This window comes from Cryptosporangium japonicum (assembly GCF_039524755.1).
Taxonomy (GTDB): Bacteria; Actinomycetota; Actinomycetes; order Mycobacteriales; family Cryptosporangiaceae; genus Cryptosporangium; species Cryptosporangium japonicum.
The window spans coordinates 1-25,586 of sequence record NZ_BAAAGX010000002.1 but is presented as its reverse complement, the minus strand read 5'-3'; the positions used below and the strand labels follow the sequence as shown (position 1 = coordinate 25,586).

Here is a 25,586-nt window from a genome sequence, read left to right as displayed (position 1 = left end):
AGATAGGGACATGACACGTCGGGTGCTGCTGGTGGAGGACGACAGCCGGGTTAGGCGTGCGCTGCGTCTCGCGCTGGCCGACGAGAGTTACCAGGTGACCGAGGCGGGCACGGTCGCCGAGTGCCATGCCCGGCTGGCCGAAGGCTATCCCGACGTGGTGCTGCTCGACCTGATGCTTCCCGACGGGAACGGGTTCGACGTCTGCCGCGCGATCCGGCGGCACAGCGACGTCCCGGTCATCATCGTGACCGCGCGCGCCGACAGCCACGACGTGGTCGCCGGCCTGGAGGTCGGCGCCGACGACTACGTCACCAAACCGCTGGTGGCCAAGGAACTCTCGGCGCGGATCCGGGCGTTGATGCGCCGCGCGACCGCCGCGCCGGCCAAGCAGGTGCTCACCGCGGGCAACATCCGAATCGCCGTCGACGAACGCCAGGTCACCCGCGACGGCGAGCCGCTGGATCTCACCAAGACCGAGTTCCGGCTGCTCTGCGAACTGGCGCAGGCCGACGGCGCGGTTTGCACGCGCGAGCAGCTGCTGGAGAAGGTCTGGAACTACGACTACTTCGGCGACGACCGGGTGGTCGACGTCCACATCCGGCGGCTGCGCCGCAAGGTCGAGCACGACCCGAACGACCCGCAGATCGTGCAGACCGTCCGCGGGCACGGCTACCGCATCGGCGTCTGATCCCCGGCCGGTCCGTCGGGGCCGGGAAGCAGCCGGCCGAGACCGGTCAGTACCAGGAGTCGGCGCGTCTCGGGCTTCGCGCCGGTGACGGCCGTCGTGTGGCCGGTCCCCTCGACCAGCCGGCTGAGCCGCAGCAGGAACTGGACCTCACTCGCACCGAAGAAGCGCACCGCCGAGACGTCCACGACGACGTCGGCCGGCGGCACGACGGTCAGAATGTCCAGCGCCGCCTCCAGATGGCTGTGGCGGCCGCCGTCGAGATGGTCCAGCAAACGCACGTGCAGAGGGTCACCGTGCAGGACGCACTCGACGGTGCGGGGGACCTCCGGGACGGATACCGGGCTCATACCGTTCCTCCTCGGAATCGAACGTGATGACATCGGCTCCTCCACCGATCGCGAATCGATCGGTCGTGCCCTCGTCTGGTGGTGGCTAGGCGCCGGATCTACTCCCTGGCGGTCAGCGCGCCGGCTGCCGCGAGCAGGAGCAGCACGACACCGCCGATCACGTCGTTCCAGATCGCCGGCCAGGTACCCGAGACCGAACCGTAGGAGAGGACGAACGGGGCCGCGACCAGCCAGGCGCCGACCGCTGCGACCGCGGCCATGCACCACTGCGCCAGCCCGGGAAGAACGAGCCGCGTGATCATCGCCGCAGCGATCAGCAGGCCGGCCGTCTTGTCGCTCCACGTCCCCGGGAACGCCCACCGCTCGGCCCCGGAAACGGCCGTGAACGACTCGTAGGCCAGAAAGCGTGGCGCGAGGAACATCCAGAGTCCGGCCAGCACCACCAACATTCCCACCGTCGCGTCGGTGCTCACCCGGCCGGCCCGGGCGGGTCGTGTCGGGGACCACGTCATGACCAGGTCGTTCCGGCGCCTGTCCGCAGAGGTCGGCGCGGGGACCGTCCAGCGTCGGACACCACTCCAGGTGGACATCGGTTCTCCTCGTCTCGGATCGCCCGGCCATCCCGACCGGTCTCCGCCTCAATCAGGCATATCCCGCGGCGAGGCCGTAACCGACCTCCGTCGGGGCATCGACCGACGATCGTCGGCGATCTGTCATCTGGCGGACCGCGGTATCTCAGAAGGCATGCGGTCCGTCCGGCGTGTGCTGCCGGAGGACCAGCGCCCATTCGTGCCCGTGCCAGGTGTAGAGCGACGTGATCCGGGCGCGGTAACCGGGTGTTCCGTCGCCGATTGCGGCGACGGAGTAGGTGACCAGCAGACCGGGTCCCTCCAGGAGCAGCATGCGCGGCTCCGACAACGTGACATCGCGCAGTGGACCCGGCCGTTCCTGACCCGCGACGAGCGCGTCGCGGGTGAGAACGCCGTCGGACAGCACCACGTACCCGTCGACGGTGAGGTACCGGGCGTAGAACCCCGCCGTGTCGCCGGCCGCGACGTCCTGCCAGTACTGCTGCTCCAGCTTCCAGGCCTGGTCCATGACTCTCCCTTCGAAAGAACGGGGGGCTATCGGCGGACCGCTGCGGCCACCCCGGTGACGCCCAGAACTGCGACGACCGCGCCGATGAGGACGTCGTTGCGCAGGGCGTGGCTGGTCGCGAACGTCGCGTCGTACCCGAGCGCGAACGGTGCGAGCGTCAGCCAGCCACCCAGCACCGCGCAGGCCGCCAGGCACCACGAGGCCGCCTCGGGAAAACTGAGACGGCCGGTGACCAGCACGAACAACAGCGCGCCCACGGTGGCGTCGTTCCACGTGCCGCCGAACCGCCACATCCCGCCGAGCCCCGGAATGGCCGAGCCGTAACCCAGGACGCTGGGCGCCACGACAAGCCAGAACGCCCCGAGCACCAACCCGGCCGCCACCAGCCCGTCGAGCGGGCCGATCCGGCTCGTGCCGGTGGTCTCCGCCCTGCCCTCGAATCCCCGGCCGTACGTGTTCGCTACCACGGTGTGACCGTCCCTCTCCTCGTTCCTGGTCGTGCAGCAATTGGTATCCGCAGGACTGACGAGTCGAGCGTCTGTCAACGGTCCGCCGGAAGACCGTCATCGGCCCGTCATGCGCGCGGCTGAGCGAGCACATGACAGTTCCGAGACGGAACCGTGTCGATGTCCGATCACCGGGTGAGCCCGACGCCTCCGGGCGGGAAGGTCGAGGTGAAGCCCGTGAACCCCAGACAGGGGCATCGATACGGAGGTGGATTCGTGTTCGAACTCCACTGCGCGGTGTGTGCCCGGCCGGGCGCGGTCAGCCAGTGCCGCGACGAGGTCCGCACGCTGGTCACGCTGCACAACGACCTGATCCACCGGGGCGGACCGGTCGCCGTCTTACGACGGCGCCGTTCAGCGCTGATGCCGCGCGCCGCGGCGGCGTGACGGCTGTTCGAGGAGGCATCCATGCAGGCATTCGCCGGCTTCGGTCTGCTGCTGGCCGGGACGGTCGTGACGTTGCTGCCCGGCCGATTCGTACGGGCCGAGCAGTGGCAGTACGGCGTGGTCGCCGGTCGCCGTGGCGGGCAAGTCTTGGTGCGAGCGGCACTCGTGCTCGTCGGCGTGACACTCGCGGTCTCCGGAATCGCCCTCCTGGTCCGCATGCACTGACGCCTTGCGCCGCCCGGAAACTCTTGCCCGTTCCGGCTATCCCGGACGTGGCAGCCGATCGTGGAAAGGCGAGAGCCGATGTACTGGCCGATTCCGTTTCCCGAGGACGGGGTGTTCCCGGAGCGTCCGAGCCGCATGCACGAGCCGACCCCGGACGAGCGGCTGACTCTCGCCGTGACGGCCCGTCTGCTGCTGGACGACCGGACGCGGACGGTGCCGATCACCGCGTGGACGCAACACGGGGTGGTGATCCTCACCGGCGTGGTCCGCACCGCGGAACTGCGGCGCGCCGTCGGTGAAGTCGCCGCGACGACCGATGGGGTCCGCGACGTGTGCAACGCTCTCCGCGTCCCGGGCCGCCGGTGGGCGGTTCGTTCGTTGAAGGCGCTGCTGTTCGTCGCCGCGTACGCCAGCCTGGTAGGGGGCATCGTCGGCTCGCAACTGGCGCTCGTCTACCTGGCGTTGTTCGGCGCGCTCGGGGTGTCGCTCCTCGAGGCTCGCTCGCTGCGACGGGATACGGACGCCCCACGGTAGGAGGGTGCGTGCTGGACGCGTGCCGAACGTGTCGGCCACGAGTGGCCCGACGGCCTGGAAGCTGCGGCGGTCCCGGATCCTCGGGGTCACCCTGGCGGGTGTCGTTCCGGCGGCGGTCGGCGGCAACGCGGGCGGCGTGCAGCCCAGCCAGGCAGTGCCGAGAGCCCAGCCACCCGCGACGGCGATCAGCCCGGTACAGCGATGGACAGCTCGGTGGAATCCGCCCTGTCGTTGTCCTCGGCTCAGCCCGGTTCGCGCGCTGCGAGGGCGCCGATGGTGGCCACGATCATCACCGCGAAGCCGAGGGTCACGTCGTGCCAGACGGCCGGCCAGTTGGCGGAGTCGTCGGTGTAGCCGAGGACCAGCGGTGCCGCGACCAACCAGACGCCCGCCGCCCAGGCCGTCCCCATCGACAGGACCGCCGGTCGCGGAACGAGGAGCCGGATGATCACCGCCGCACCGAGGAGGGCCCCGGCCAGTGCGTCGCTCCACAGCGCGGTGGACGAGCCGTTGCCGAGTACCTGGTCGGCGAGAACGACCCAGGCGGCGGCGAGCGCCAGGAGCAGGAGGACGGTGACGGCGAGCCGGTCCTGCACTGTCGGTCGCCGGCGATGACGCGGGGACCACGTCATCTCCAGACCGGTCGGTCGGCCGAGTCCCGAAGAGACCGGAAGCCTGATCGGGGCGGTGGAGCTGTCGTTCCAGGTCGACATCACTGGCTCGCTTTCCACGATGAACGAGGGTGCTGCGGCCGTCGCCGCTCGCTTCCAGGTCTATCTCCGGGCTGCCGTAGTCGGCGCGTCTCGTCGCGGCTCCGACGGCGAAGCGTCAACGCATCGTCATACGACGGCGTCTACCCGCTCGAGCGCCGCGTTCCCGAGAGATCGACGCGCTCTCGGCCGATGGACCTATCAGGTCGAGAAAGGCTCGCCGGCAACTGACGACGTGCAGATCCACTGGGAACCACCCGCGCGCTACTAGGGAGGCAGCCGGTACGGCACCCGGCGGCTGCGTTCGTCGAGTTCTGTGTGACGCATCCAGCCGGAGCGGCCAGGTTGCCGGCTGAGCCGTGCAACCGAACCGCCACGAAGCCGGTCACCGGCGCGCTCCCGACGGTGTCGATCTACTCCTCGACGCGTAATCGACGCATGGGGAGTACATCGTGGACCGCCGTTCGCTATTGAAGGCCGCCGCGCTAGCGGTACCCGTTGTCGCCGGTGGGGTGCTGCTGAGCGACTCCGCGGCGGCCGCGACCGCGGCCGGCACCACCAAGAATGCCGCGCCGCCGGTGGTGGGGGCGCAGTTCCACGGCACCTGGGAGATGTACTGGAACGGCCTGACGCCGAACACGATGTTCACCAAGCACCTGGACACGCTCGCGGCGCACGGCGTCCAGATGATCCGTACGGACGTGGGCTGGTCGTCGGCGCAGCCGACGAACGCGGCGCCGGTCGCGACCCAGTGGTACCACCAGCGCCTGGCGACGGTGATCGACGCGGTCCGTGCCCGCGGGATGCAGATCTTCCTCACCGTGCACCAGTCGCCGGCGTGGTCGCGGCCGGGCACCGGTAGCGAGGTCAAGCAGTACCCGACCGACCCGAACGCGATCAAGCCGTGGCTGACGTTCATCGCCCGGACGTACGGCGCGAAGCTCGCCGCGATCGAGGTGTGGAACGAGCCGAACCTGGCGGAGTTCGTCGGCATCAGCGACGCCTACCAGCAGGCCGTGAAGTACGTGCCGGTCCTCAAGGCCGCGTACGCCGCGATCAAGGCCGGGCGTTCGTCGTTGCCGGTGATCTTCGGCGGGCCGTCGCAGACCGACGACGGTTTCATCAAGAACTGCTACGACTTGGGCGCCAAGGGGTACTTCGACATCATGGGCGTCCACCCGTATCAGGGGAACCAGACCAAGGCCCCGGAGTCCACGGACATCACCGGCAAGGCCCGGATGACGAATATGCCGGCGGTCATCAACCTGATGGCGGCCAAAGGTGACGGCGCGAAGCCGATCTGGTGGACCGAGTTCGGGTTCAGCGTGCACTCCAACGTGGGCATCCCGAGCAACCAGGTGTGGCTGTTCGGGGTGCCGGACGACGCCACCGCCGCGTCGTACCTGTCGCGGTCGTTCTACCTGGCGTGGAACCAGTGGCCGCAGGTGAAGCTCGCGGTGGCGTATTGCGCCTACAAGACGCCGTCGGACAGCTACGGCCATCAGTACGGCTTCCGCATGATCGAGCCCGACGGTACCGCGAAGCCGCAGCTCAAGGCGCTGGCGGAGATCCGCCGGACGTTCGGAGCCACGCAGAAGCTGTGAATGTGACAGTTCGTTGACGGTTGGCGTCCGAACGGTGCGCCGAGCGCGCAGGTGGGCGACGGTGGAACAGGGAAGTGGACGGCGCCCGGGCACTGCTGCCCGGGCGCCGCATTCTGTACCGAACACCGTTAGGAACCCGCTACGCTGCGGGTATGGCAGTCGATCCTCGTGGCAGCGACCTGAAGGCCTTCCTTGCCGACGACCCTGACGAGCCGGTGGTCATGGTGAACCTGCTGCGCTACGCCGAGGGCGGGCGTGAGTCGTACGCGAAATACGCCGCGGCGCTGCGCGACCGGTTTCTCGAGCGGTACGGCGCGAAAGTCCTCTACGCCGGAGACGGGGACACCGCCCTGGTGGCCGAGGACGGCCAGCAGTGGGACGCCGTTCTGCTGGTGCGGTATCCGAGTCGGAGGGCGTTCACCGCCATGGTCGCCGACCCCGAGTACCAGAAAATCACGCACTTCCGGACCGAGGCGCTGTCCGAGGCCGTGCTGCAGCCCACCCGCCCCTGGCCGTCCTGACGATCAGGCGAAGGCGAAGTAGCGCAGCCAGAGGTAGACCGCGCTGAGCGCGACGGTGACCGCGGTGACGATCAGGCCGTACTTGGTGAACTCCCAGAACGAGATCGGCTGCCGGTTGCGTTCGGCGATGCCCAGGACGACGACGTTCGCGGAGGCGCCGATCGCGGTGGCGTTGCCGCCGAGGTCGGCGCCGAGCGCGAGTGCCCACCAGAGCACGTGGTTCCCGCCGGAATTCTGGACCAGGTCAGCGGTGATCGGGGCCATCGTGGCGACGTACGGAATGTTGTCGACGATGCCCGACAGCACGGCCGAGCCGAAGAGCAGGATCATCGCCGCACCCAGGTCGGAGCCGCCCATGGCGTCGGCCAGTGCGCGGGAGGCCTCGCCGATGACGCCGGTTTCGATGAGTGCGCCGACCATGATGAACAGCCCGGCGAAGAACGCGAGCGTGGGCCATTCGACCTCGCGGAGCACCTCCGGTGTTTCGACTTTCGAGATCGCGACGAGAAGCCCGGCGCCCAACAGTGCGACGACGCTGGGCGCGTAGTGCAGCACCGGGTGCAGGACGAAGCCGGCGACCACGAGCGCGAGCACGACGAGGCCCTGGACGAGCAGGCGCCGGTCGCGGATGGCTTCGCGCTCGTCGAGCGTCATCACCTCGGTGGCACGTTCGGCGTCGAACGTGAAGACGCGGCGGAAGAGGACCCGGCAGAGCCCGATCAGTACGACGGTCAGTACGGCGGAGATCGGGAGCAGGTGGACGAGGAAGTCGTTGAAGCTCAGGCCCCCGCGGCTGGCGATGATGATGTTCGGCGGGTCACCGACCAGGGTGGCAGTGCCACCGACGTTGGAGGCGAAGACCTCGGCGATCAGGAAGGGCGCGGCCGGGAGGCCGAGCCGGTCGCACACCAGGAGCGTGACCGGCGCGATGAGCAGCACGGTCGTGACGTTGTCGAGCAGCGCGGAGGCGACCGCCGTGAGCACGACGAGCATGACCATCACCCGGAAGGGCCGGCCGCGGGCGCGCTTCACCGCCCAGATCGCCAGGTACTCGAACAGACCGGTCTGGCGCAGCACGCCGACGATCACCATCATGCCCAGCAGCAGGAAGATGACGTTCCAGTCGATGCCGGTGGACTCGTCGTAGAACGCGGCGGCGTCGTCGGTGGCGGCGATCGCGAGCATCAGCCCGGCCCCGCCGAGCGCGGCGGCAGTCCGGGGTATGCGTTCGCTGATGATCAGCGCGTAGACGGCGACGAAGACCGCGAGCGCGGCCCAGGAGTGCCAGCCGCTCACGTGATCTCCAGCAGGCGGTCGAGCAGGTGGGACGAGCTGATGACCCCGAGCGTCCGCTCGCCGTCGGCCACGACGACGAACGGGCTGCGTTCATGGACCATGAGCGTGGCGACCTCCAGCGCGGTGTCGTCCGGCGCGACGACCGGCGGCATCTTGCGTTTCTCGGGCAGGCAGTCGCCGACCCGGCGTCCGGCCAGCGCATCGCAGAGCCGGTCGGCGTGGGGTTCGTCGACCACGGCGGCCAGCCGTGGGTCGTCGAGGATGTAGGCGGGCACGATCAGTTCCAGCAGGCGGGCGGCGGACAGGACCGCGACCGGCAGATCGTCTTCGGTGACCAGCACGGCCTGGAGGTCGCGTTCGGCGACGAGCTTCGCGGCGGTGAACGCGTCGCTGTCGGCGGACACCAGCGGGTAGGGGCGGACCAGGTCACGTGCGAGCATCGTCGGCCTCCTTCGAGGGGGTTTCGTCGTCGTCAGGTATCCCCACGAGCTTCTCCACGTCGAACATGCGCGCGATCGGCACGTCGGTACTGCTGTGCGCGACGATCGAGAAGGCGATGCAGACCGCGATCAGCGTGTAGGCGGCCTCGGCCTCCGGGATGCCGGATTGCAGCACGAGGATGCCGTAGACGACCGACGCGAACCCCTTCGGTCCGAACCAGGCCGCGGTCAGTCGTTCCCGGCGGTCGATGCGAGTGCCGATCAGCGAGAGCAGCAGCGACGCCGGCCGGATCAGCACGATCGCCAGGACCACCGCGACATAACCGCCGACCGACAGGTCACCGAAGAGCGCCGGGGTGAGCAGCGCGCCGAAGATCAGCAGCGCCGCGAATTTGCTCAGTTCGGAGAACGCTTCGCCGAGCGGTTCGAACGCCTTCGACGATTCGGGAGCGAGGGCGGCGAACATCGCGCCGGCCGAGAACGCGGCCAGGTAGGGGTTGGCGTGGGTGAGGTGGCAGGTCGCGTAGAGGATGACACCGGTGGCCACGGCCAGCAGCGGCTGCAGCTTCGGCTCCGCCCCGAGCAGGCGGAACCGTGACAGGAACCGGATCACCAGCGGCAGGACGACGCCGAGCGCGAGGCCGGCGACCAGTTCGAGCGCGATCTTTCCGAGCGAGGACTCCGCCGTGCCGGACGTCGGGCCGGCGGCGGCGATCAGGACGAGCACGATCGGCAGCGCCAGCCCGTCGTTGAGGCCGGACTCGACGTTGAGCAAGTTGCGGAGCCGCTCCGGCACTTCCTTCCGGCCGACGATCGCCGACGCGAACACCGGGTCGGTCGGCGCGAGGACCGCGCCCACCAGGAACGACGTGGTCCAGTCGAGGCCGACGAGGAAATGCGTCAGTACCGCCATGCCGACGATGGCCAGCGGCAGACCGAGGCCGAGGGCGCGCACCGGGTTGCGCCAGGCGTTGCGCAGTTGCCCGAACGAGACGTGCATCCCGTCGGTGAACAGCACCACGAACAGCGCCAGGTCCGCGGTGACCTCGACGATCTCGCTGTCCGGCGTGACGTGGATCAGGCCCAGCAAGCCGTCACCGACCAGGGCTCCGCCGACCAGGAAGAGCAGCGACGTGGAGAGCACCGACCGGGCGGCCAGCCCGGAGAGCAGCACCGCGATCAGCAGCGCGACGCCGAACACAGCGATCAGTACCACGGGGCGGCCCCCACCCGGTTGGCGACATGACGAAACCACACGCCGACCAGGCTTCCCGGCACACCGCGAGCGACACTACACGTCGAATAGTTGCGCGGCGCCACCGACGCATCGGTGGTTCTCGGGCTACCCGAACAGCACGCTGAGGGCGAGCACGATCGCCAGTGCGGCGAACAAGAATTTGAGGGCTTTCACGACCGGCGGGGGTGCGATGTAGGTGCTGACGCAGACATCGCAGCGGCAAGCCGGGTAGTCGGCCGGGTGCGAAGGGGCGGTCATGTCATCAGTGTCGACCCGCGGTCAACGCTCCTGATAGACGTCGGGGACACCGTCGTCATCAGCGTCGACAGTCTCCGCTTGGCGGATGCGACGGTAGACGCGATTCCGGACCCGGAGGATGGCCGTCGCCAGGACGGCGGCGAGGACCGACCCGGTGAGTACGGCGACCTTGACGTGTTCGTCGCGTTCGCTGCCCGATCCGAACGCGAGTTCGCCGATGAGCAGCGAGACGGTGAAGCCGATGCCGGAGAGTACGGCGAGTCCGAGGACGTCGATCCAGGCCAGGCCTTCGTCGAGTCTGGCGCGGGTGAAGCGGGCGATCACCCAGGTGGTGAGGAAGATGCCGATCGTCTTGCCGGCCACGAGGCCGACGACGATGCCGATCGCCGCCCGGTCGGTGAGCGCGGTGAGCAGGCCATCGAGACCGTCGACGGTGACACCGGCGGCGAAGAACGCGAAGACCGGCACGGCGAAGCCGGCGGAGATCGGCCGGAAGCGGTGCTCGAAGTGCTCGGCCAGCCCGGGGCCGTCGGAATCGGTCCTGCGCAGGACGGGGACGGCGAAGCCGAGCAGGACCCCGGCGACGGTGGCGTGCACGCCGGAAGCGTGCACCAGACCCCACGTCAACGCGGCCAGCGGCAGCAGAATCCACCAGGCGCGTATCCGGCGCTGCACCAGCACGGTGAACGCCGCCAGCGGGACCAGGGCGCCGAGGAGCGGCCAGACCGAGAGGTGGTCGGTGTAGAAGAGCGCGATGACGACGATCGCCAGCAGGTCGTCGACGACGGCGAGGGTGAGCAGGAACGTGCGCAGGGCCGGGGGGAGTGCGCTGCCGATGACGGCCAGGACGGCGAGCGCGAACGCGATGTCGGTGGCAGTCGGGACAGCCCAGCCGGAGAGCCCGTCGCCGCCGAAGTTGACCGCAACGTAGATCAGCGCGGGAACAGCGACACCGCCGACGGCAGCGGCCACCGGCACGGTGGCCCGACGGGGGTCACGCAGGTCACCGGCGACGAACTCACGTTTGAGCTCGAGCCCCGCGACGAAGAAGAAGATCGCGAGCAGGCCGTCGGCGGCCCACGTGCCGAGGGACAGGTCCAGGTGCAGGGCGTGCGGCCCGACGACGGTGTCTCGCAGCGACGAATAGCCGCCCGACCAGGGCGAATTGGCCCAGATCAGCGCGAGGACGGCTCCGGTAAGCAGCAGGATGCCACCAACGGTTTCGCTGCGGAGCACCTCGGCGACGCGGCGGGCTTCGGCCCAGGAACCACGACGAAGCAGGTTAGCCGGCGGCATGAGTCTCCCAAGGGTCGGCAATAGACGTCGCCGACCAGGCTTCCCGGCACACCGCGAACCATTATACTTGGTGAGCGGCCCTACGGATCGTGTCGAGCAGGCCGGGAAACCGCGCGGCGAGATCGTCGCGGCGTAGCCGCACATAGCTACCGTTGCCCGCGTCGCGCTGGTGCACCAGGCCGGCCTGGCGCAGGACGCGCCAGTGGTAGGTGCGGGTCGACTTGGCCAGCGGCAGGTCGAAGGAGCTGCACGCGTGCTCGGTGTCGTCGCGCCCGAGCAGGTCGAGCACGACCGATCGGCGCAGCGGATCGGCGAGCGCGCCGAGGACCGCGCCGAGGTCGATCACCTCCGGTGCGGGGGCGTCCGTGTACGGCATCGCGCTGTTCCTTCCACCCAGGTACGTGAATCGTAGTACCTTCCGGGCTAGGTACGAATTCCATCGAACCTTGGAGGCCGGTGTGCTCTGGATCTTCGACATCAACGAGACGATGCTCGATCTGACGCCGCTCGACGGGGTACTCGGGTCGCCGGCCGCGCGTGAAGAGTGGTTCGCGCTGGTGATCCAGGGCGCGCTGGTATCGGCGGCGACCAGCCGGTACCGGAACTTCGCGGAACTCGGAGCGGCGAGCTTCCGGCACCTCCGCGGCGCTGACGCGTCGACCGCCGGCCTGGGTGCCACGATGCGGGCGCTCCCCGCCCACCCCGACGTGGCCGGTGGGCTGGGTGCGCTGCGCGCCGCCGGGCACCGGCTGGTCGCGCTCGGCAACTCGCCGAAGGCCGTGATCGACGCCCAGCTCGGCCACTCCGGGCTGGAGGCTTCGTTCGACGCGGCGTACTCGGCGGACCAGGTGGGTGCGCTCAAGCCCTCGGCGGCGCCGTACCGGTTCGTGCTCGAGCAGGAGCGGGTGGAGCCGTCGGCGGCGGTGATGGTGGCCGCGCACGGCTGGGACATCGCCGGAGCCCAGGCCGCCGGGCTGCGGTCGGTGTTCGTCGCCCGGCCGGGTCGGGCGGTGCTGCCGGGCGAGCCCGCGCCCGACGCGGTTGTCGGTGACTTCGCGGCGCTCGCGGGCTTGGTGCTTCCCTAGGCGGTCACGGTAGGAGTACCGTCCATTTCGGTGTGCCGGGAAGCCTGGTCGGCGGTTTCTGCTCCGTGTCGACCGGAAGGCTCTGGCGATGAGTGGTTCCGCCGTGCGCACCGTTGCGCTCACCAAGAAGTACGGCGGGGTGCCGGCCGTGGACGACCTCACGATCGAGGTTCCGCCCGGCGAGGTTTTCGGGTTCCTCGGCCCGAACGGCGCCGGAAAATCCACGACGATCCGCGTGCTGCTCGGTCTGGCCGCGCCCACGTCCGGCCGCGCGGAGATCTTCGGAATCGCCGCCCAGGACGTCGCCCAGGCCCACACGAAGCTCGCCTACGTCCCGGCTGACGTCGCGCTGTGGCCCCGGTTGACGGGCCGCGAGACGCTGCACCTGCTGGCCTCGATCGGTCCTGGCACCGACGTCGCCTACCGCGACGAGCTGATCGAGCGTTTCGACCTCGACGTCACGAAGCGGGCGGACACCTACTCGACCGGCAACCGGCAGAAGATCGCTCTCGTCGCGGCGTTCGCTACCCGGGCGCCGCTGCTGGTGCTCGACGAGCCGACCAGCGGGCTGGATCCGCTGATGGAACGGGAGTTCCGCCGTGCGGTGGCCGAAGCGCGCGAGCGCGGGCAGACGATCTTCCTCAGCTCGCACCTGCTCGCCGAGGTCGAAGCCGTCTGCGACCGGGTGGGAATCCTGCGGGCCGGGCGGTTGGTCGAGACCGCAACCGTCGCCGGGCTGCGGCGGCTGCATCGTTCCGAGGTGACCGTGGCCTACACCGGGGCGGCACCGGAGCTCGCCGCGGTGCCCGGCGTCGACGGGGTTGAGCCTCTCGGCGACGGACGCCTGCGTTTCGGGCTCACCGGTGCACCAGGCCCGGTGCTGCAGCAACTCGCCCGGTTCGACGTCACCGCGCTGAACGTCCGCGAGCCCAGCCTCGAGGAGATCTTCCTCGACTACTACGGCGAGCCGGTCCGATACGACTGCGGTGGCTGACCGGGCGCTGGTCGGCCTGGCGCTGCGGCAGATCCGGTTCGGTGGGCTCGCGGTGACGTCCGTCGCCATTGCCCTCACGGCGCTGGTCGTCGCGACGGCGGAGACCATCGTGACCGATCGGTCGAACCTCGCCTCGTTGGAGGCGCTGGCGAGCAACCCCGCCATCCGGACCCTGTTCGGACCGCCGATCGCCCTGGACTCCGTCGGGGGCTTCACGGTCTGGCGCACCGCCACGCCCCTGGCCGTCATCGTCGGTGTCTGGACGATCGTCGCCGCAACGCGGATCACCCGCGGCGAAGAGGACGCCGGACGCTGGAGCCTGCTGTTGAGCGGACATCGCCCGCTGCGCGACGTCTTGTCCTGGACCGCCGGTGTGCTGGCGGTGGCACCGCTGGCGGCCGGGGTCGGCGCGGCGGCGGCTCTGGCGAGCGCGGGCACAGCCGGTGCGCTGATTCACGGCGCCGGAATCGTGATGGTCGGGTGGTTCTTCGTCGGCTGCGCGGTACTCGGCGCGCAGGTGTTCGCGTCCCGGTCGGCGGCCACGACCGGTGCCGTCGCGGTGCTCGGGGCAACGCTGCTGGCCCGGATGATCGGCGACGGCGTCGAGGCGCTGGGTTGGCTGCGCTGGGTGTCGCCGTTCGGCCTGCTGGAACTGTCCCGTCCGTACGCGGGAAACCGGTGGTCGCCGCTGGTGCTGCTGCTCGTCGCCGCGGTCGCACTAATGGCCGCGGCCCTGGTCGTCGCCGGCCGCCGTGACGTGGGCAGCGGGGTGTTGGTGGCCGGACCGCGCCGTTCGTCCACGGTTCTGCTCGGCTCGGTCGGCGGCTTCGCGGTGCGTCGGCTGCTCGTGCCGCTGACCGCGTGGGCGATCGCGCTCGGCGCCTACTATCTGCTGATCGGGCTGGTCGCCGACAGCGCGCTGACGTTCCTGCGCGACAACCCGGAGTTCTCCTCGCGCGCTGGCCAGGCGGGCTTCGCCGACCTGGCCTCGGTGGAGGGCTACACCGCCACGCTGTTCGCGATCCTGGCGATGCCCGTCGGTGGCTTCGTCGCGGTGCGGCTGGCCGCGTTCGCCGATGCCGAGACCGACCGACGGCTCACGCCGCTGGTCGCCGCGCCGGTGACCCGGCTTCGGCTGGTCGGTGCGGAGATCACGGCGACTCTCCTCGGAGCCGTGGCGCTCACGGTGCTGTCCGGCGCGGCGGCCTGGGCGGGCGTGACCCTGAGTGGCAACCGCGACCTGTCGTTGGCCGAAGCGCTGGCCGGCACGCTCAACATGCTGCCGATCGTGCTGCTGTGCGTCGGCACCTCGGTGCTCGCGCTCGGCTGGGCACCCCGAGGGGTGACCCTCCTCGGTGGCCTGCCCGGCGGTGGTGGATTCCTGCTCTACGTTCTGGCCCTCGACGCCGGGGCCCCGGCCTGGGTGGTCAACTGCTCACCGTTCGCGCACCTGGCCGCCGTGCCGCTCGAGTCACCGAACTGGCTCGCGTCGGGGGTGATGAGCGCGTTCGGCGTGGCGGCCACCGTGGTCGGCGCCCTCCGGTTCGGGCGACGCGATCTGCGCGGATAGATGACGCCTGTTCAGCGGGGAAGATTGGCCCGCATCACGCGGGCGATGCCCACGGTGGTGGCGGCGCCGGCGAGAGCACCGAGTCCGGCCACGGCTGGGGACCCCTCGCCGCGTACGACCGCGCTCGTGATCACGACGGCGCCGGCGACCGCGAGCATCGCCCCTACCAGTTCGAGAACGCGGGCGACCCGCTTCGCTGTACGCACACTCACGAGCGTTGGTCGGGAGGTAGATGTCCGAGCCCGACGGCCCTCGCGATGTCCCCGGCGCTCAGCAGCCACGCGACCATTATCGAGGCTGCCAACGCTCCGAGAATCGGGGCCCAGCCGTAGAAGATCAGGATCGGGATCTCCACCGCCAGCGTTGCGCCCACGAACCCGATCCTCCGGATCAGGCGAGGCCATCGTGGACGGGCCGGGCGGATGGCGGTGGCGAAGCGCGGGTCGTCCGCGGACAGCGCTCCGACGATGTCGTCGAAGCGCCGCCGCGGATCGGGGGAGTACATCGAGCGCCTACGGGTGCCTGTTCCGCACGCCGGCGGGCGGCGGGATGAGGCCGGGACCCCAGAAGGGCGTGTAGCCGTAGTAGCCGTAGAGACCGCTGTAGTAGTCGGCGTCGGTCACGTCCGGGTCGTAGGACGGGGCGTCGGCGACGACGTCCCGCGTACGGTCGACCCGCACCTCGTCGTCGATGCGGGTGATCGCCTCGACCGGTACCAGCGAGTGGGTCGCGCCGAAGCCGAGAATGCCGCCGTGTTCCAGGCGCAGGAAGCGGACGCGGTGCTCGTCGCTGTCGACGAGCAGGTCGTCGATCTTGCCGATGTTCTCGCCGTCGCGGTCCCGCACCGTTTTCCCGCGGACGTCGTCCTCGGGCGGTGTCACGGTCTGTCCGGTGTCGCTGAGCCGTACGAGCGTGGCGAGCGATTCGGTAGCCATCAGGTGCTCCTTTCCGTGTGGTCGTGGTCGTGCGGGTCGACCGACCCCGTCGGGATCACGAAGAGTGCATTTCCGCCGGTGCGGACTTCATGCACGGCAGCGCCGAACGTCATCGTTCCGTCATGCGGCGCATCCGCGGTGACCGCCCTGAGCAGGCCGCACCCGGCTCGACGAGCTGTCCGAGCCAGTCAGCTCGGGCTTCGGCGGTCCCGGCACGGTGACGGAGATACCAGTGACGACTGCTTGACGGATCCGTGTCGATTTCGTGGCAACCGGTATGCGCGGTGCTGGTGGCGGTGACTACTCATGGAGCTCGGTCGGCGGCGATCGGGTACCGCGAACTGCCCGTCGGAGCCGCGCGGTGTCGATTGACGTGGTCGCCGGGCCGGACCGGAAACTCTTAGTCGAGGTGGTCGCTGTGTATCTCGAGGGATCGTTCGAAGAGCGCCCGGCGCGGACGCGGGAGCCGGATGAGCGCCTGACGGCCGCCGTCGCGGCCCGGCTGCTTCTCGACGACCGGACCCGGACGGCTCCGATCACCCCGCGGGCCGACCACGGGGTGGTGATTCTGACCGGTTCCGTCCGGGCGGCGCAGGTCAGGTGTCTCGCTGCCGAGATCGCGGCGACCACCGACGGGGCCCGCGACGTGTGCAATGCGATCCGCGTCGCACGCCGCCGGCCGCCGACGGCGAGGGTGTACAAAGCCGTTCTGCTCCTCGCGTCCTATTCCAGTCTCATCGGCGGCATCGTCGGTTCGCGGGTTGCGCTCATCTATGTCGCGCTCGTCTGCGGGATCGGCCTCTCCGTCCTCGATGCCTACTCGCTGCGTCGCCAGGACGCCGAGCGGTTTCGGTGGCAAGGAGGTGGGTAGCCGCGTGCAACTCGCAGGAGATGCGCCGACGGGCAAGGAGTACGGCGACGAGCGGGCCTCGCTCTACGGGCACTGCGGGCAGGGGGTGCGTGCACACCCGGATGAACCCCGGCAAGGTCACCACCCCCAACCCGCTCGACGGCAATGTTCGGCTGGGCGCCGACTTCTGCTGGACTCCGGCCGGCGCAGGCGGCGGCTTTCCGGTGCGTGCTGACGGTCTCGCCTCGTGACGCGAACGCCGAGAATCAGGCACCCGCACAGCGGCTCGCCTGACCGAGTGATGAGAGGGATGTCGGCCGGCGTGCGGTCGCGGATGGCTGCGGTCAGGCGGCGGACCGGGGCGCTCGCCGAGAGGGTCCGCGCGGCCGAACGGTCGCTACCCGGCCCGGTACGGCGGTTCGAACGCTGGCTGCGCGGCCCCGAGCTGGTCACGACCAGCGCCAGCTTGGCATTCTATGCGCTCATCTCGATTCCGCCGATGGTCCTGATCGCGTTCTGGCTCGCCGGGCTGGCCGTCTCCGACGCCACGCTCCAGGCCGTCGTCGACGAGCTCGGCCGTCGTGCACCGGCCGAGCTGCCGGTGGGGACGGCCGTCGACGGCCTGCTGGACGTGTCGGCCGGCGCCGGCCCGCTCACGGTGCTGGCCGCGCTCTGGCCCGCGACCGCCTACGGAGCCGCGCTGGGACGCGGATTCAGCGCGGTCGCTCCCCGGGGCGAGCAACGTATCCGCGGCTGGAAGGGGCGTCTGCTGGCGCTGGCCGTGGTTGGCCTGTTGCCGCTACTGGTCGTGTCGGCCGTCGCGGCTCTCTACGTCGGGCCGCGGCTGCTGCAGGCGCATGACACACTGTTCACGATCGGGCTGGCTGCCGGAGTGGCGCTGGCGCTGTGGATCTGGTGGCGGTCATCTACGGGCTGTATCGCTTGTACGACTCCTCCGCGGGGGACGTGCTCTTGGGCGCCGGGCTGGCGACAGTGCTCGAGATCGCCGTCAGTGGCGGCTATCTGGTGTATCTGCGCGAATTCGCGGACTTCGCACAGCGGTACGGCCGGACGTTTCTGGCCGTCACGGTCCTGCTGGCGCTGTGGTTGCTTCTCGGCAACGCGGTCCTGCTCGTCGGCTACCGGCTGATGCTCCGCCGTACGCTCCACCGCGCCGGTCGGCCGACTCCCCGCCCGGCCGGGCCATCGAGCGCCGAGCCGGTCGCCTGATCGCACCGGCCGTGGTACCGGGCTCGGTGCGCTGCTCGCCCTCGCCACCGAGCTGGGCGGGGCGCGGTTCTGGAGGTCCGGCGCGGAGGGGACGGTCAATTCGGCGGCCGCGGACGGCGTGATGTTCGACGTCGAGGCCCGGGTCTTGCGTTACGGCACGTGAGTCGGGGTGGCCGGCCATCGGCCGATCAGTGCTTCGCGGGCGGCCCGGATCTCTCCGTGCAGTCGTTCGTGCTCGGTGGTGTCGAAGTCCTGCCGGTCGATGGTGGCCGCCAGCCGGTCGACCTGGGTGGCGACGGCCAAGTGGTGCTCGGGGTCGGTGGTACTCCAGGCGACCTCGCGCAGCAGCATCGCCAGCCGGGAGAGCACGTCGGGGTCCTTGGCTCCGTAGCGGCGTGGCTGGGCGACCGCGAGTTCCAGGAGTTCGGTGAAGCTGGGCCGGCGCAACACGACCCGCACCTGGTCGTCGGAGTCGGTGAGGATGCGGGGTCCGAGGTCTTTGCGGGCGAGTTCGCACAGCAGCGCGGCGATGTGCCCGAGGCCGTGGACGGCGGTCGTCGGGTCGTTGACGCCCGGCGAGAGCGCTTTGACGGTCACGTCGACGAGTTGCCGGAGCCCGAACGCGACGTCTTGCACGGCGGTGCGCTCGAACCCGGTGTCGATCGACTGAGCGATGCACCGCTGGAGCTGTTCGCGCGCCGCGCCGTCCAGCTCGTCGCCATTCCGGGCCCAGGCGTGCGCGACCGGGGTTCCCGCGATCAACGACTCGCCGGGAAGCCGGTCGACGTACACCACCGCCGACGCGGTGTTCGCGGCGGAGAGCAGCGCGTGGTCGTCGATCGAGGAAAAGAACCCCGAGCGGTCGGCGTGGAGCACCACGGCATCGGCGGGCACGGCAAGAGGTGCGCGCGAATGCGGTTCGGCGTCGGACAGCAGGTGGTTCATGGTCGCGGTGGTGTCGGCGTGGACTTCGCTCATCATCCGTTCGACCCGGATCTGCCGGGCGAGGTGAGCGAGGAACACCACCAGCATCAGCACCGCGGCCAGTGCCAGCAGGTAGGCGACCGTCACCGCGATCTGCGGCACGAACGCTGTTTGGTCCGACAGCGACGCGCGTACTGTGCGCAGGACGGTCAGCGCGTAAACGAACGTGGCCAGCAGCAGGCCCAAGCTGGCGTGGACCAGCCGGTCGCGGGTGAAGGTTCGCAGCAGCCGCGGGGAGAACTGGCTGCTGGCCAGTTGGAGCGTCACGACGGTGAGCGAGAACGTCAGCGACGTGACCGTGATCAGCGAACTCGCGATCGCCGACAAGACGGTGCGGGCGGCCTCGGGTCCGCCGCTGAACAGGTAGGCGGTGACGGTGGCCGGCAAATGCTCGTCGATGCGCGCGTCGAGCCGCGGCAGACCCACCCCCAGCACGATGGCCGTGAGGACCGCGAAAGCAGGCACCGGCCACAACTGCGTCCGCCACGCATCAACGGTCGCGGCACGCCATCGCCGGATCCGAGCTCTCACGACGTTCTCGCCTCGCTCTGATGTGATTATTCGGCTATCCGGGACGATTATGCGGTGCCGAGGCGGCCGCTGGTTTCCAGCAGTAGGGCGTGGACGAAAGCTTGAGGCAGGTTGCCGCGGCTGGTGCTGGGTGACGTCGAACTCCTCGGACAGGAGCCCGGTGGTCCGGGCTGCGCTGCCAGTACCCGGCGGGGTGGCGGCAGCGCCGGTCGGTCTCGGCGAGGATGCCTGCGGCCAGCCTCTCCCACTCGACGCCGGGGCCGAGGGCGGGAATGGTCGCGGCTTGCCGGAGCCCGGCGACGCGGGCCAGCCGGGAGTGCGTCCACAGGCGTTGTCCAGTTCCCAGATCCCTGCGTCGGGCTCGGTCCGCCGGTGGCGGATGACGTCGACGGCGGTGCGTGCGGCGGCGACGCCGTCGGCGTCGAGCAGGTCGTGGCGGGCGGCTGCGGCGAACAGCGGCAACGCCTTGCCGGGGGCGTGGAGCTGGAATTGCCGGTTGACCCGGTTGCCGACGACGTCGGTGCCGCCGGGGTGACCGGGCAGACCTAGGCGCCGCTGATTGGGCACGGGTCCGCCGTCGGTGCGGTAGGCCGGTTTGAGGGCAGGCCCGTCGGAGTTCACCGCGGCGGCGACGAAACCGGTGGCCTCGGCCAGCAGCGGGTGGGGTCGGTCGGCGGCCACCGCGAGACCGGCGTAGCACTGGTCGTGAATCCACACGTACCGGTAGTCGTAGTTACGGACACGCTCGGCGTGTTCGGGCACGGGACATGGGGCCGCGACCATACCGCCGGACCGGGCGGTCAGCCCGCGCAGTCGGTCGGCGTCCGGCGCGTCCGGCAGGGGCCGGTCGCTGACAGGCGCAGCGTCAGAGCACGACGTGTTTGGCCAACCGCACCTGGCTCGTGACGTTCAGCGCGAGCATCGACAGCTCGTCCTCCAGATCGGCGTCGAGAAGCGCGGTGGCTAGGGCGAGGTGGCGACCGGTAGTCGGACGGTGATGGTGCTGCCGTCGGACTGATCGGTGACCTTGAGGGTGCCGCCGTGCCGTTCGGCGATCAGGCGGGTGAGGACGAGGGCGACGCCGGTCCGGGTGTTGGCGTCTCCGGTGCCGGTGGCGTTGGCTGGGGAATAGCTACCTGACCGCGGGGTGAGTCGGCGGCTGGTGGTCACTCGGAGTTCCGCGGTGTCATCGCTTGGCCGCAGCGTGAACGACGGCGCCGGGCCGCGGGGATCGGACCGGTCGACGGCGAGAGCGGCGAGGTTGTCGGTGAGCTGGCGGAGCCGACCGGGGTCACCGCGGACGACCAGGGGTGGGCCCAGGTCGGTGTGCACTGTTTCCGGCCGGCTCGAGGTCCGGGAAGCCCGGATGCGGGTGAGGTCGTCGGCGAGCAGCGCGGTGAGATCGACGTCGTAGCTCGGTAGCGGGTCGTTGTCGTCCTCGAGCGCGGCGAGATCGAGGAGACCGTCGACGAGCTCACGCAGCACGCTGACGTTGCGGCTGATGCCGTCGAGCAGTTGCCGATCATTGCTGGGGCGGGGCGTCGGGTCGTCGAGGAGCAGCTGGTTGTAGGTGGCGATGGTGGTCAGCGGGGTGCGCATGTCGTGGCCGATGAGGCCAGTGAAATCGGCGCGGGCGCGCCGCAGGTCGTCGGTGAGGTCGTCAGCGCGGCGGCGGGCGAGGAATTGGCCTGCCTGGGTGGCGAAGTCCAGGAGCAGACCGGTGGTCTGGAACTCGTCGTGATGCAGGGCCGGCGCGAAACACGTCAGGACGCCGAGGACGTCGTCGCCGTCGAGGATCGGAACCGAGACCACCGAGTGCAGTCCTCGTTGCGCATAAGCCCGGGCGCGGGCTGGCGACGTCGGATCGCGCATATGCGGTGAGGTGCGCAGATCGGGTTCCCAGACCGGTCGCCCGGTGGCCCAGACCGTGACGGGTATCTCGTGCGCGGACCGGGGCAGTCGTTCGGGCAGAAGATCACCGAGCCGGAGCTCTGCCGGGTGCCAGACGGCCACCCGGCGCAAGGTGGCCGTGTGCGTCTCGACCAGTCGAAGGCTCAGGTAGGACCAGCCGAGGGTGTGTCCGAGCAGGCCGAGCGCTTCGGTGCCGAGTGCGGCCAGGGTGCCGGGGCGGCCCAGTAGGCGGGCGACGGCGAGTTGGCAGTCGCGGAACTGCTGGGCGTGGCGCTGGTCGGTGACGTCGCGGACCGTGGCGACCGCGCCGATCGGCTCGCCGTCGGGGCCGAGGATCGGACGGGCATCGGTGCTGATGTACCGGTCGGGGAGGCCCGGCCGGCGGATCACCCCGGGCGCGTCCGGCACGGCCTCGCCGCGTAGCGCGCGGGCCAGGCCGCTGTGCTGCGGATCGATCGGGGTGCCGTCCGGGTGGTGCAGTTGGGCCAGGTCCACGTGGTGTGCTTGCTCGGGCGCGAGGTCGGGCGGGTGCCGGTGGATTTCGCGCAGCGCCCGGTTGTAGATGACGACGTGGCCGGTGCGGTCGATGGCGACGACGCCTTCGTCGAGGCTGTCGAGCAGGGTGTCGGCGAATCCCAGCCGGGTGCGGGCGTCCAGATCTGCGGCTGCGGCTGGGGCGGCGGCGACGTGCGCGGGCAGCCGGTCGACGAGCGTGGCGACCTCGAGCAGCATCGCGACGTCGGCTTCGGACCAGACATTGGGACGCTCGTCGAGCACGGTCAACGACCCGACCGGGCGATCCTCGGCGTCCCGGATCGGCACGCCCAGAAAGGCCCGGACTCCGAAGTCGCGCGCCAGCGGATGGTCACGAACCTGCAGGTTGGTCTCTTCGTGCATGTCCGGGCAGGCCACCGGGGCGTCGGCGTCGACCATGTATTTGCCGACCGAGTAGGCCTCGGTCATCCGGCCTCCGGATCTCAAGGGCTCCGGAAGGCCGTACGCCCCGGCCACATGCTCATGGTCATCGCCCACGAGGGTCAGCAATCCCATCGGCGCGTCGACCGATCGCGCGGCCAGACGCGCGATCGCCGGCGTCCGTGTCGGCAGCACCGAAAGTGTGCGGCAGGCGTGCTCCACCGCTTCCAGCCGTTCCGGATTCCGTAGAGCGCCGCTGTCGGCTACGCGCATGCGTAGCACGCCTCTCGGGGGTCAGGGACGATCCCGGCCCGGCTGCTTCAGGCTGGCGACCCGACGAACTCGACGGCATGCCGTCGTCCGACGGGTAGGGATCGATCACCGCTCTGAGCGGTGGTGTGAGTTAATTATCCGATTAACGCTGCGGAATGGTGCGGTGACGCGTGGAGCTTCGGTCGCAAAAGCCGGGAGCGCAGCGTCGGGGTGCGGGTATCTTGTCCGACGCACCGCGTGCTGAGTCGGCCGAGGCGAGCTGACGTCAACGATTAAATCGTGGATGGGCTGGCCGATGGGAAGCGATGTGACGAGCGGTGAGCGGCGGGTCCGGCTAGCGGGAGTCGGCTGGCCGCTGCGCGCTACCGCCACCCTGACGCTGCTGAATGCGATCTGGGTAACGGCCGGGCTCGCGGTCCCGTCGCGTTATCCGGTCCTCGGATGGGTTGCTCTGCCGCTCACCGCGCTGCTGGCCGGCTCCGCCTGCTGGCGGGTGGCCCGCGAACACGCGTTGGACTCCTCCACTCGCCGGTTCTGGCGTCACCTGGCGGTCGGCTGCGTGTTTTTTGTGGCCGGCACGATCTCGAACGCCGTGGATGCGGTGGGCGGTCCGGTGCCGTCCCAGCGCGTCGGTCCGGTGACGCTGGCGCTCTACCTCGGCATGCTCGGCATCGTGTTGTGGGCGTTGCTGCGCCTGCCGTCCTGGCAGCGCAACCGCAGCGACTGGATCCGGTTCGGCCTGGATGCCTGCATGGTGCTGATCACCGTCGCGGCGATCGTCTGGCATTTCTCGCTGCGCGAGCACCAGCAGTGGGTCACCCAGACCGGGTCGGCCGGCGCGATGCTCTCCCTCGCGGTGGTCGGGTTCGTATCGATGGCCACGTTCGTCAAGGTGGCGTTCGCCGGGGCCGGTCGCCTCGACCGCCGTGCGCTGCACGTGCTCGCGACCGGGAGCGCGCTCAGTACCGGGTTCGGCAGCCTCTCGCCGTTCCTGGTGTCGCGGCCGTACTTGTCCTCGAGTCTGATCGCGGTGCCGATCGCCGCGCTGAGCCTCCATCTCGCCGCGGCGCGGCAACTACGCGCCGGGGCGGAGGAACCCGCCGCCCCGACGTCGATCCGGCCGCGTCAGCCTCATCCCGTACCTGGCAGTGGCGGTCACGGACGCGCTGCTGCTGACCACCGGGGCCCGGGACCCGGCCGAGACGATGATCATGGAGCTCGCCGCGGTGACGCTGACGGGGCTGGTCATCGTGCGGCAGATCATCGCGCTGCGCGACAACAACCGGCTGCTGGCCACCGTCGACGCGCAGCTGGCCGACCTGCGCCGCTACCAGGAGGAACTGGAGTACCAGGCGACCCACGACAGTCTGACGACGGCAGCCAACCGGGCGCTGCTCGAGCGGCACGTCGCGGAGCTGCTCGCCGCGGACCAGCTGTTCCATCTGATTCTGCTGGACGTCGACGATTTCAAGGTCGTCAACGACCGGCTCGGTCACGGCGTCGGCGACGCACTGCTGACCACTCTGAGTGATCGGCTGGCAACTGTCGTCGGAGACGACGGCCTGGTGGCCCGCCTCGGGGGCGACGAGTTCGCCGTCGTCGCGCGTACGGAGGCAACGAGCGTGGAGATCCTGATCGACGACGTTCTCGCGGCGCTGCGTGAACCGGCCCACCTGTTCGGGCACACCGTCGTGACCGCGACCAGCGTCGGGGTGGCGACCAGCTGGGTGGGGGACACGCCGAAGGAGTTGCTCCGCCGCGCCGACGTGGCCATGTACACCGCCAAGGCGGCGGGTGGGGACCGGCGGCACTGGTTCGACCCCGCCATGGACCGGGCCGCCGACGAGAGCGCCCGCCTGTCGGCCGATCTGCGGACCGCGCTGTCGGCCGGGCAGATTTTCGCCGTGTACCAGCCGATCGTCGACCTGACGTCCGGGGCCACGGTCGGTGGTGAGGTGCTGATGCGCTGGCGCCACCCGGAACGTGGTCTGGTCCCTCCGGACCTGTTCATACCGCTGGCCGAGCAGAACGGCTGCATCCTCGAACTCGGCGCCTGGATACTCCGGCACGCCTGCACGCAGGCTGCGGCCTGGCAGCAGCAGTACGGTGACCGAGCGCCGAGCAAGATCAGCGTCAACGTGTCCGCCCGGCAACTGGCCGAACGCGGCTTCGTCGACGACGTCGCCGGCCTCCTGCGCGAAACCGGCGCCGACGCGTCCCGGCTCGTGCTCGAGGTCACCGAGACCGCCGTGCTCACCACCGACCTGGCCGTCGAACAGCTCCACCGCCTCCGACAACTCGGTCTGCGTATCGCCCTCGACGATTTCGGTACCGGGCACTCGTCGCTGAGCCTGCTGCTCAACTGCCCGGTCGACGTCCTCAAAGTCGACAAGTCCTTCATCAGCGGGACGACCGCCGAGGGCGCCGGGGCCATCATCACCAAGAACCTCGTCGGGTTCATCAACGACTTCGACATCGAGGCCGTGGCCGAAGGCGTCGAAACCGACGCCCAGGCCGAGCGGCTTCGCCAGGCCGGCTACCAGCTCGCGCAGGGCTACCTCTATGGCCGCCCCATGGTCGTCGCGGACTTCGAGCGACACTTCGCGGCGGTGAGCGCACAGGTGACCGTGTGAGCCGACGAGCGCTTCTTCGATGAGCACCACATCGCCCGAATCGTCGTTCGCGATCAAGCGGGAGCCGGCCGACCTGACGGGCGGCCGGCTCCCGCGTGCTCAGCTGCTGCGGACCGCGGCGGCCGCGACCACCAGGTGCCTCAGCGAGGCCTCGACTTCGGGGTAGCCGCGGGTCTTCAGGCCGCAGTCGGGGTTGACCCAGAGCCGCTGGCCCGGGACCACCGAGGCGGCGGCGCGGAGCGCGGTGGTCACTTCGTCCTGCGTCGGCACGCGCGGGGAGTGGATGTCCCAGACGCCCGGGCCGATGCCCCGGCTGTATCCGGCGGCGGCGAGGTCGTCGAGGATCTCCATTTTCGATCGGGACGCCTCGATGCTGGTGACGTCCGCGTCCAGCGCGTCGATGGCGGGCAGCACCTCACCGAACTCTGAGTAGCAGAGGTGGGTGTGGATCTGGGTGGAGTCCGCGACACCGCTTGTGGCTAGGGCTTGTCCTGCGAATCAGGTCAGCCAGATCAGTGTCGCGGCGAG

General features: G+C 70.1%; 30 protein-coding genes and 2 pseudogenes. 14 read left to right on the top strand and 18 right to left on the bottom strand.

Annotation, left to right across the window (positions count from 1 at the left end; translation table 11 throughout):
* The first annotated feature begins 10 nt into the window (after nucleotides 1-10).
* Nucleotides 11-688 (top strand): winged helix-turn-helix domain-containing protein, encoded by a 678-nt coding sequence (locus ABD437_RS01275; protein WP_344646842.1) that lies wholly within the window; start codon nucleotides 11-13, stop codon nucleotides 686-688.
* Here the strand turns inward: ABD437_RS01275 and ABD437_RS01270 are convergent.
* The 4 genes from ABD437_RS01270 to ABD437_RS01255 all read right to left on the bottom strand — a co-directional run bounded on the left by ABD437_RS01270 (nucleotide 670) and on the right by ABD437_RS01255 (nucleotide 2,600).
* On the bottom strand, nucleotides 670-1,035 hold the full coding sequence (locus tag ABD437_RS01270) for an STAS domain-containing protein (RefSeq protein ID WP_344646841.1): 366 nt from the start codon (nucleotides 1,033-1,035) through the stop codon (nucleotides 670-672). The two genes, ABD437_RS01275 and ABD437_RS01270, sit on opposite strands and share 19 nt — an antisense overlap.
* A gap of 98 nt (nucleotides 1,036-1,133) precedes the next feature.
* Nucleotides 1,134-1,547: an SPW repeat domain-containing protein gene (locus ABD437_RS01265; protein ID WP_344646840.1), complete on the bottom strand. Its 414-nt coding sequence runs from the start codon at nucleotides 1,545-1,547 to the stop codon at nucleotides 1,134-1,136.
* A gap of 223 nt (nucleotides 1,548-1,770) precedes the next feature.
* Entirely contained in the window at nucleotides 1,771-2,133 is a 363-nt protein-coding gene (locus ABD437_RS01260) for a nuclear transport factor 2 family protein (RefSeq protein ID WP_344646839.1), read from the bottom strand.
* A gap of 26 nt (nucleotides 2,134-2,159) precedes the next feature.
* The gene (locus ABD437_RS01255; protein ID WP_344646838.1) at nucleotides 2,160-2,600 is read right to left on the bottom strand and encodes an SPW repeat domain-containing protein; all 441 of its coding nucleotides are present in this window, start codon (nucleotides 2,598-2,600) and stop codon (nucleotides 2,160-2,162) included.
* 255 nt (nucleotides 2,601-2,855) lie between these two features.
* On the opposite strand from ABD437_RS01255, the gene ABD437_RS01250 reads away from it, so the two are divergent.
* From ABD437_RS01250 to ABD437_RS01240, 3 genes are all read left to right on the top strand, one after another.
* Entirely contained in the window at nucleotides 2,856-3,026 is a 171-nt protein-coding gene (locus tag ABD437_RS01250) for a hypothetical protein (RefSeq protein WP_344646837.1), read from the top strand.
* A gap of 21 nt (nucleotides 3,027-3,047) precedes the next feature.
* Nucleotides 3,048-3,251 carry a hypothetical protein gene (locus tag ABD437_RS01245; protein WP_344646836.1) on the top strand — a complete coding sequence of 68 codons (204 nt, stop codon included), beginning with the start codon at nucleotides 3,048-3,050 and terminating at the stop codon, nucleotides 3,249-3,251.
* Between the two features lie 78 nt (nucleotides 3,252-3,329).
* A complete protein-coding gene (locus ABD437_RS01240) occupies nucleotides 3,330-3,785 on the top strand; it encodes a BON domain-containing protein (protein ID WP_344646835.1) in 456 nt (151 codons plus the stop codon).
* Between the two features lie 242 nt (nucleotides 3,786-4,027).
* Here ABD437_RS01240 and ABD437_RS01235 read toward each other — a convergent pair whose 3' ends face one another.
* Nucleotides 4,028-4,417 carry an SPW repeat domain-containing protein gene (locus ABD437_RS01235; protein ID WP_344646834.1) on the bottom strand — a complete coding sequence of 130 codons (390 nt, stop codon included), beginning with the start codon at nucleotides 4,415-4,417 and terminating at the stop codon, nucleotides 4,028-4,030.
* A gap of 530 nt (nucleotides 4,418-4,947) precedes the next feature.
* Between ABD437_RS01235 and ABD437_RS01230 the strand changes: the two genes are divergently transcribed.
* A complete protein-coding gene (locus ABD437_RS01230; protein ID WP_344646833.1) occupies nucleotides 4,948-6,099 on the top strand; it encodes a cellulase family glycosylhydrolase in 1,152 nt (383 codons plus the stop codon).
* A gap of 152 nt (nucleotides 6,100-6,251) precedes the next feature.
* On the top strand, nucleotides 6,252-6,620 hold the full coding sequence (locus ABD437_RS01225; protein WP_344646832.1) for a DUF1330 domain-containing protein: 369 nt from the start codon (nucleotides 6,252-6,254) through the stop codon (nucleotides 6,618-6,620).
* Nucleotides 6,621-6,623: 3 nt separating this feature from the next.
* Here ABD437_RS01225 and ABD437_RS01220 read toward each other — a convergent pair whose 3' ends face one another.
* The 6 genes from ABD437_RS01220 to ABD437_RS01195 form a co-directional block, all read right to left on the bottom strand.
* Entirely contained in the window at nucleotides 6,624-7,916 is a 1,293-nt protein-coding gene (locus tag ABD437_RS01220) for an ArsB/NhaD family transporter (RefSeq protein ID WP_344646831.1), read from the bottom strand.
* Nucleotides 7,913-8,356 (bottom strand): CBS domain-containing protein, encoded by a 444-nt coding sequence (locus ABD437_RS01215; RefSeq protein WP_344646830.1) that lies wholly within the window; start codon nucleotides 8,354-8,356, stop codon nucleotides 7,913-7,915. Before ABD437_RS01215 ends, ABD437_RS01220 begins: the two co-directional genes overlap by 4 nt.
* Entirely contained in the window at nucleotides 8,343-9,572 is a 1,230-nt protein-coding gene (locus tag ABD437_RS01210; protein WP_344646829.1) for a cation:proton antiporter, read from the bottom strand. The genes ABD437_RS01215 and ABD437_RS01210 overlap by 14 nt, the downstream gene beginning before the upstream one ends.
* Nucleotides 9,573-9,698: 126 nt before the next feature.
* The gene (locus tag ABD437_RS01205) at nucleotides 9,699-9,851 is read right to left on the bottom strand and encodes a hypothetical protein (protein ID WP_344646828.1); all 153 of its coding nucleotides are present in this window, start codon (nucleotides 9,849-9,851) and stop codon (nucleotides 9,699-9,701) included.
* Nucleotides 9,852-9,872: 21 nt separating this feature from the next.
* Nucleotides 9,873-11,147: a Na+/H+ antiporter NhaA gene (gene nhaA, locus ABD437_RS01200; protein WP_344646827.1), complete on the bottom strand. Its 1,275-nt coding sequence runs from the start codon at nucleotides 11,145-11,147 to the stop codon at nucleotides 9,873-9,875.
* 61 nt (nucleotides 11,148-11,208) lie between these two features.
* On the bottom strand, nucleotides 11,209-11,523 hold the full coding sequence (locus ABD437_RS01195) for an ArsR/SmtB family transcription factor (protein ID WP_344646826.1): 315 nt from the start codon (nucleotides 11,521-11,523) through the stop codon (nucleotides 11,209-11,211).
* A gap of 82 nt (nucleotides 11,524-11,605) precedes the next feature.
* Here ABD437_RS01195 and ABD437_RS01190 point away from each other — a divergent pair, with 82 nt between their 5' ends.
* From ABD437_RS01190 to ABD437_RS01180, 3 genes are all read left to right on the top strand, one after another.
* A complete protein-coding gene (locus ABD437_RS01190; protein WP_344646825.1) occupies nucleotides 11,606-12,232 on the top strand; it encodes a haloacid dehalogenase type II in 627 nt (208 codons plus the stop codon).
* Nucleotides 12,233-12,320: 88 nt separating this feature from the next.
* On the top strand, nucleotides 12,321-13,226 hold the full coding sequence (locus tag ABD437_RS01185; RefSeq protein WP_344646824.1) for an ABC transporter ATP-binding protein: 906 nt from the start codon (nucleotides 12,321-12,323) through the stop codon (nucleotides 13,224-13,226).
* A complete protein-coding gene (locus ABD437_RS01180) occupies nucleotides 13,219-14,796 on the top strand; it encodes an ABC transporter permease (RefSeq protein ID WP_344646823.1) in 1,578 nt (525 codons plus the stop codon). The genes ABD437_RS01185 and ABD437_RS01180 overlap by 8 nt, the downstream gene beginning before the upstream one ends.
* An 11-nt stretch (nucleotides 14,797-14,807) precedes the next feature.
* Here the strand turns inward: ABD437_RS01180 and ABD437_RS01175 are convergent, their stop codons facing one another.
* Genes ABD437_RS01175 through ABD437_RS01165 form a run of 3 tightly spaced genes read right to left on the bottom strand, consistent with a single transcriptional unit; the run spans nucleotide 14,808 to nucleotide 15,731 of the window.
* Nucleotides 14,808-15,002 (bottom strand): hypothetical protein, encoded by a 195-nt coding sequence (locus ABD437_RS01175; protein ID WP_344646822.1) that lies wholly within the window; start codon nucleotides 15,000-15,002, stop codon nucleotides 14,808-14,810.
* A gap of 2 nt (nucleotides 15,003-15,004) precedes the next feature.
* On the bottom strand, nucleotides 15,005-15,301 hold the full coding sequence (locus tag ABD437_RS01170) for a DUF3040 domain-containing protein (protein ID WP_344646821.1): 297 nt from the start codon (nucleotides 15,299-15,301) through the stop codon (nucleotides 15,005-15,007).
* Nucleotides 15,302-15,308: 7 nt separating this feature from the next.
* Nucleotides 15,309-15,731 (bottom strand): PRC-barrel domain-containing protein, encoded by a 423-nt coding sequence (locus ABD437_RS01165; RefSeq protein WP_344646820.1) that lies wholly within the window; start codon nucleotides 15,729-15,731, stop codon nucleotides 15,309-15,311.
* A 361-nt stretch (nucleotides 15,732-16,092) separates the two neighbouring features.
* On the opposite strand from ABD437_RS01165, the gene ABD437_RS01160 reads away from it, so the two are divergent.
* From ABD437_RS01160 to ABD437_RS01150, 4 genes and pseudogenes are all read left to right on the top strand, one after another.
* On the top strand, nucleotides 16,093-16,602 hold the full coding sequence (locus tag ABD437_RS01160; RefSeq protein ID WP_344646819.1) for a BON domain-containing protein: 510 nt from the start codon (nucleotides 16,093-16,095) through the stop codon (nucleotides 16,600-16,602).
* A gap of 89 nt (nucleotides 16,603-16,691) precedes the next feature.
* Nucleotides 16,692-16,832 carry a hypothetical protein gene (locus ABD437_RS01155; protein WP_344646818.1) on the top strand — a complete coding sequence of 47 codons (141 nt, stop codon included), beginning with the start codon at nucleotides 16,692-16,694 and terminating at the stop codon, nucleotides 16,830-16,832.
* Nucleotides 16,833-16,882: 50 nt separating this feature from the next.
* Nucleotides 16,883-17,437 (top strand): annotated as a pseudogene (locus tag ABD437_RS42915) (YhjD/YihY/BrkB family envelope integrity protein); the annotation flags it as partial.
* A gap of 50 nt (nucleotides 17,438-17,487) precedes the next feature.
* Nucleotides 17,488-17,811, top strand: coding sequence for a hypothetical protein (locus ABD437_RS01150; RefSeq protein WP_344646817.1), 324 nt, complete (start codon nucleotides 17,488-17,490; stop codon nucleotides 17,809-17,811).
* A gap of 150 nt (nucleotides 17,812-17,961) precedes the next feature.
* On the opposite strand, the gene ABD437_RS01145 is transcribed toward ABD437_RS01150, so the two are convergent.
* The 3 genes from ABD437_RS01145 to ABD437_RS01135 all read right to left on the bottom strand — a co-directional run bounded on the left by ABD437_RS01145 (nucleotide 17,962) and on the right by ABD437_RS01135 (nucleotide 23,307).
* A complete protein-coding gene (locus ABD437_RS01145; RefSeq protein WP_425558067.1) occupies nucleotides 17,962-20,130 on the bottom strand; it encodes a DUF2254 domain-containing protein in 2,169 nt (722 codons plus the stop codon).
* Nucleotides 20,131-20,289: 159 nt separating this feature from the next.
* The gene (locus ABD437_RS01140; RefSeq protein WP_344646815.1) at nucleotides 20,290-22,425 is read right to left on the bottom strand and encodes a sensor histidine kinase; all 2,136 of its coding nucleotides are present in this window, start codon (nucleotides 22,423-22,425) and stop codon (nucleotides 20,290-20,292) included.
* Between the two features lie 651 nt (nucleotides 22,426-23,076).
* Nucleotides 23,077-23,307 carry a hypothetical protein gene (locus ABD437_RS01135; protein ID WP_344646814.1) on the bottom strand — a complete coding sequence of 77 codons (231 nt, stop codon included), beginning with the start codon at nucleotides 23,305-23,307 and terminating at the stop codon, nucleotides 23,077-23,079.
* 266 nt (nucleotides 23,308-23,573) lie between these two features.
* Here ABD437_RS01135 and ABD437_RS01130 point away from each other — a divergent pair, with 266 nt between their 5' ends.
* Nucleotides 23,574-25,058, top strand: a complete 1,485-nt coding sequence (locus ABD437_RS01130) for a putative bifunctional diguanylate cyclase/phosphodiesterase (protein ID WP_344646813.1) — start codon at nucleotides 23,574-23,576, stop codon at nucleotides 25,056-25,058.
* A gap of 99 nt (nucleotides 25,059-25,157) precedes the next feature.
* Here ABD437_RS01130 and ABD437_RS01125 read toward each other — a convergent pair.
* Nucleotides 25,158-25,541, bottom strand: a pseudogene (locus ABD437_RS01125) (5-methyltetrahydropteroyltriglutamate--homocysteine S-methyltransferase); the annotation flags it as partial.
* Nucleotides 25,542-25,586 lie beyond the last annotated feature (45 nt).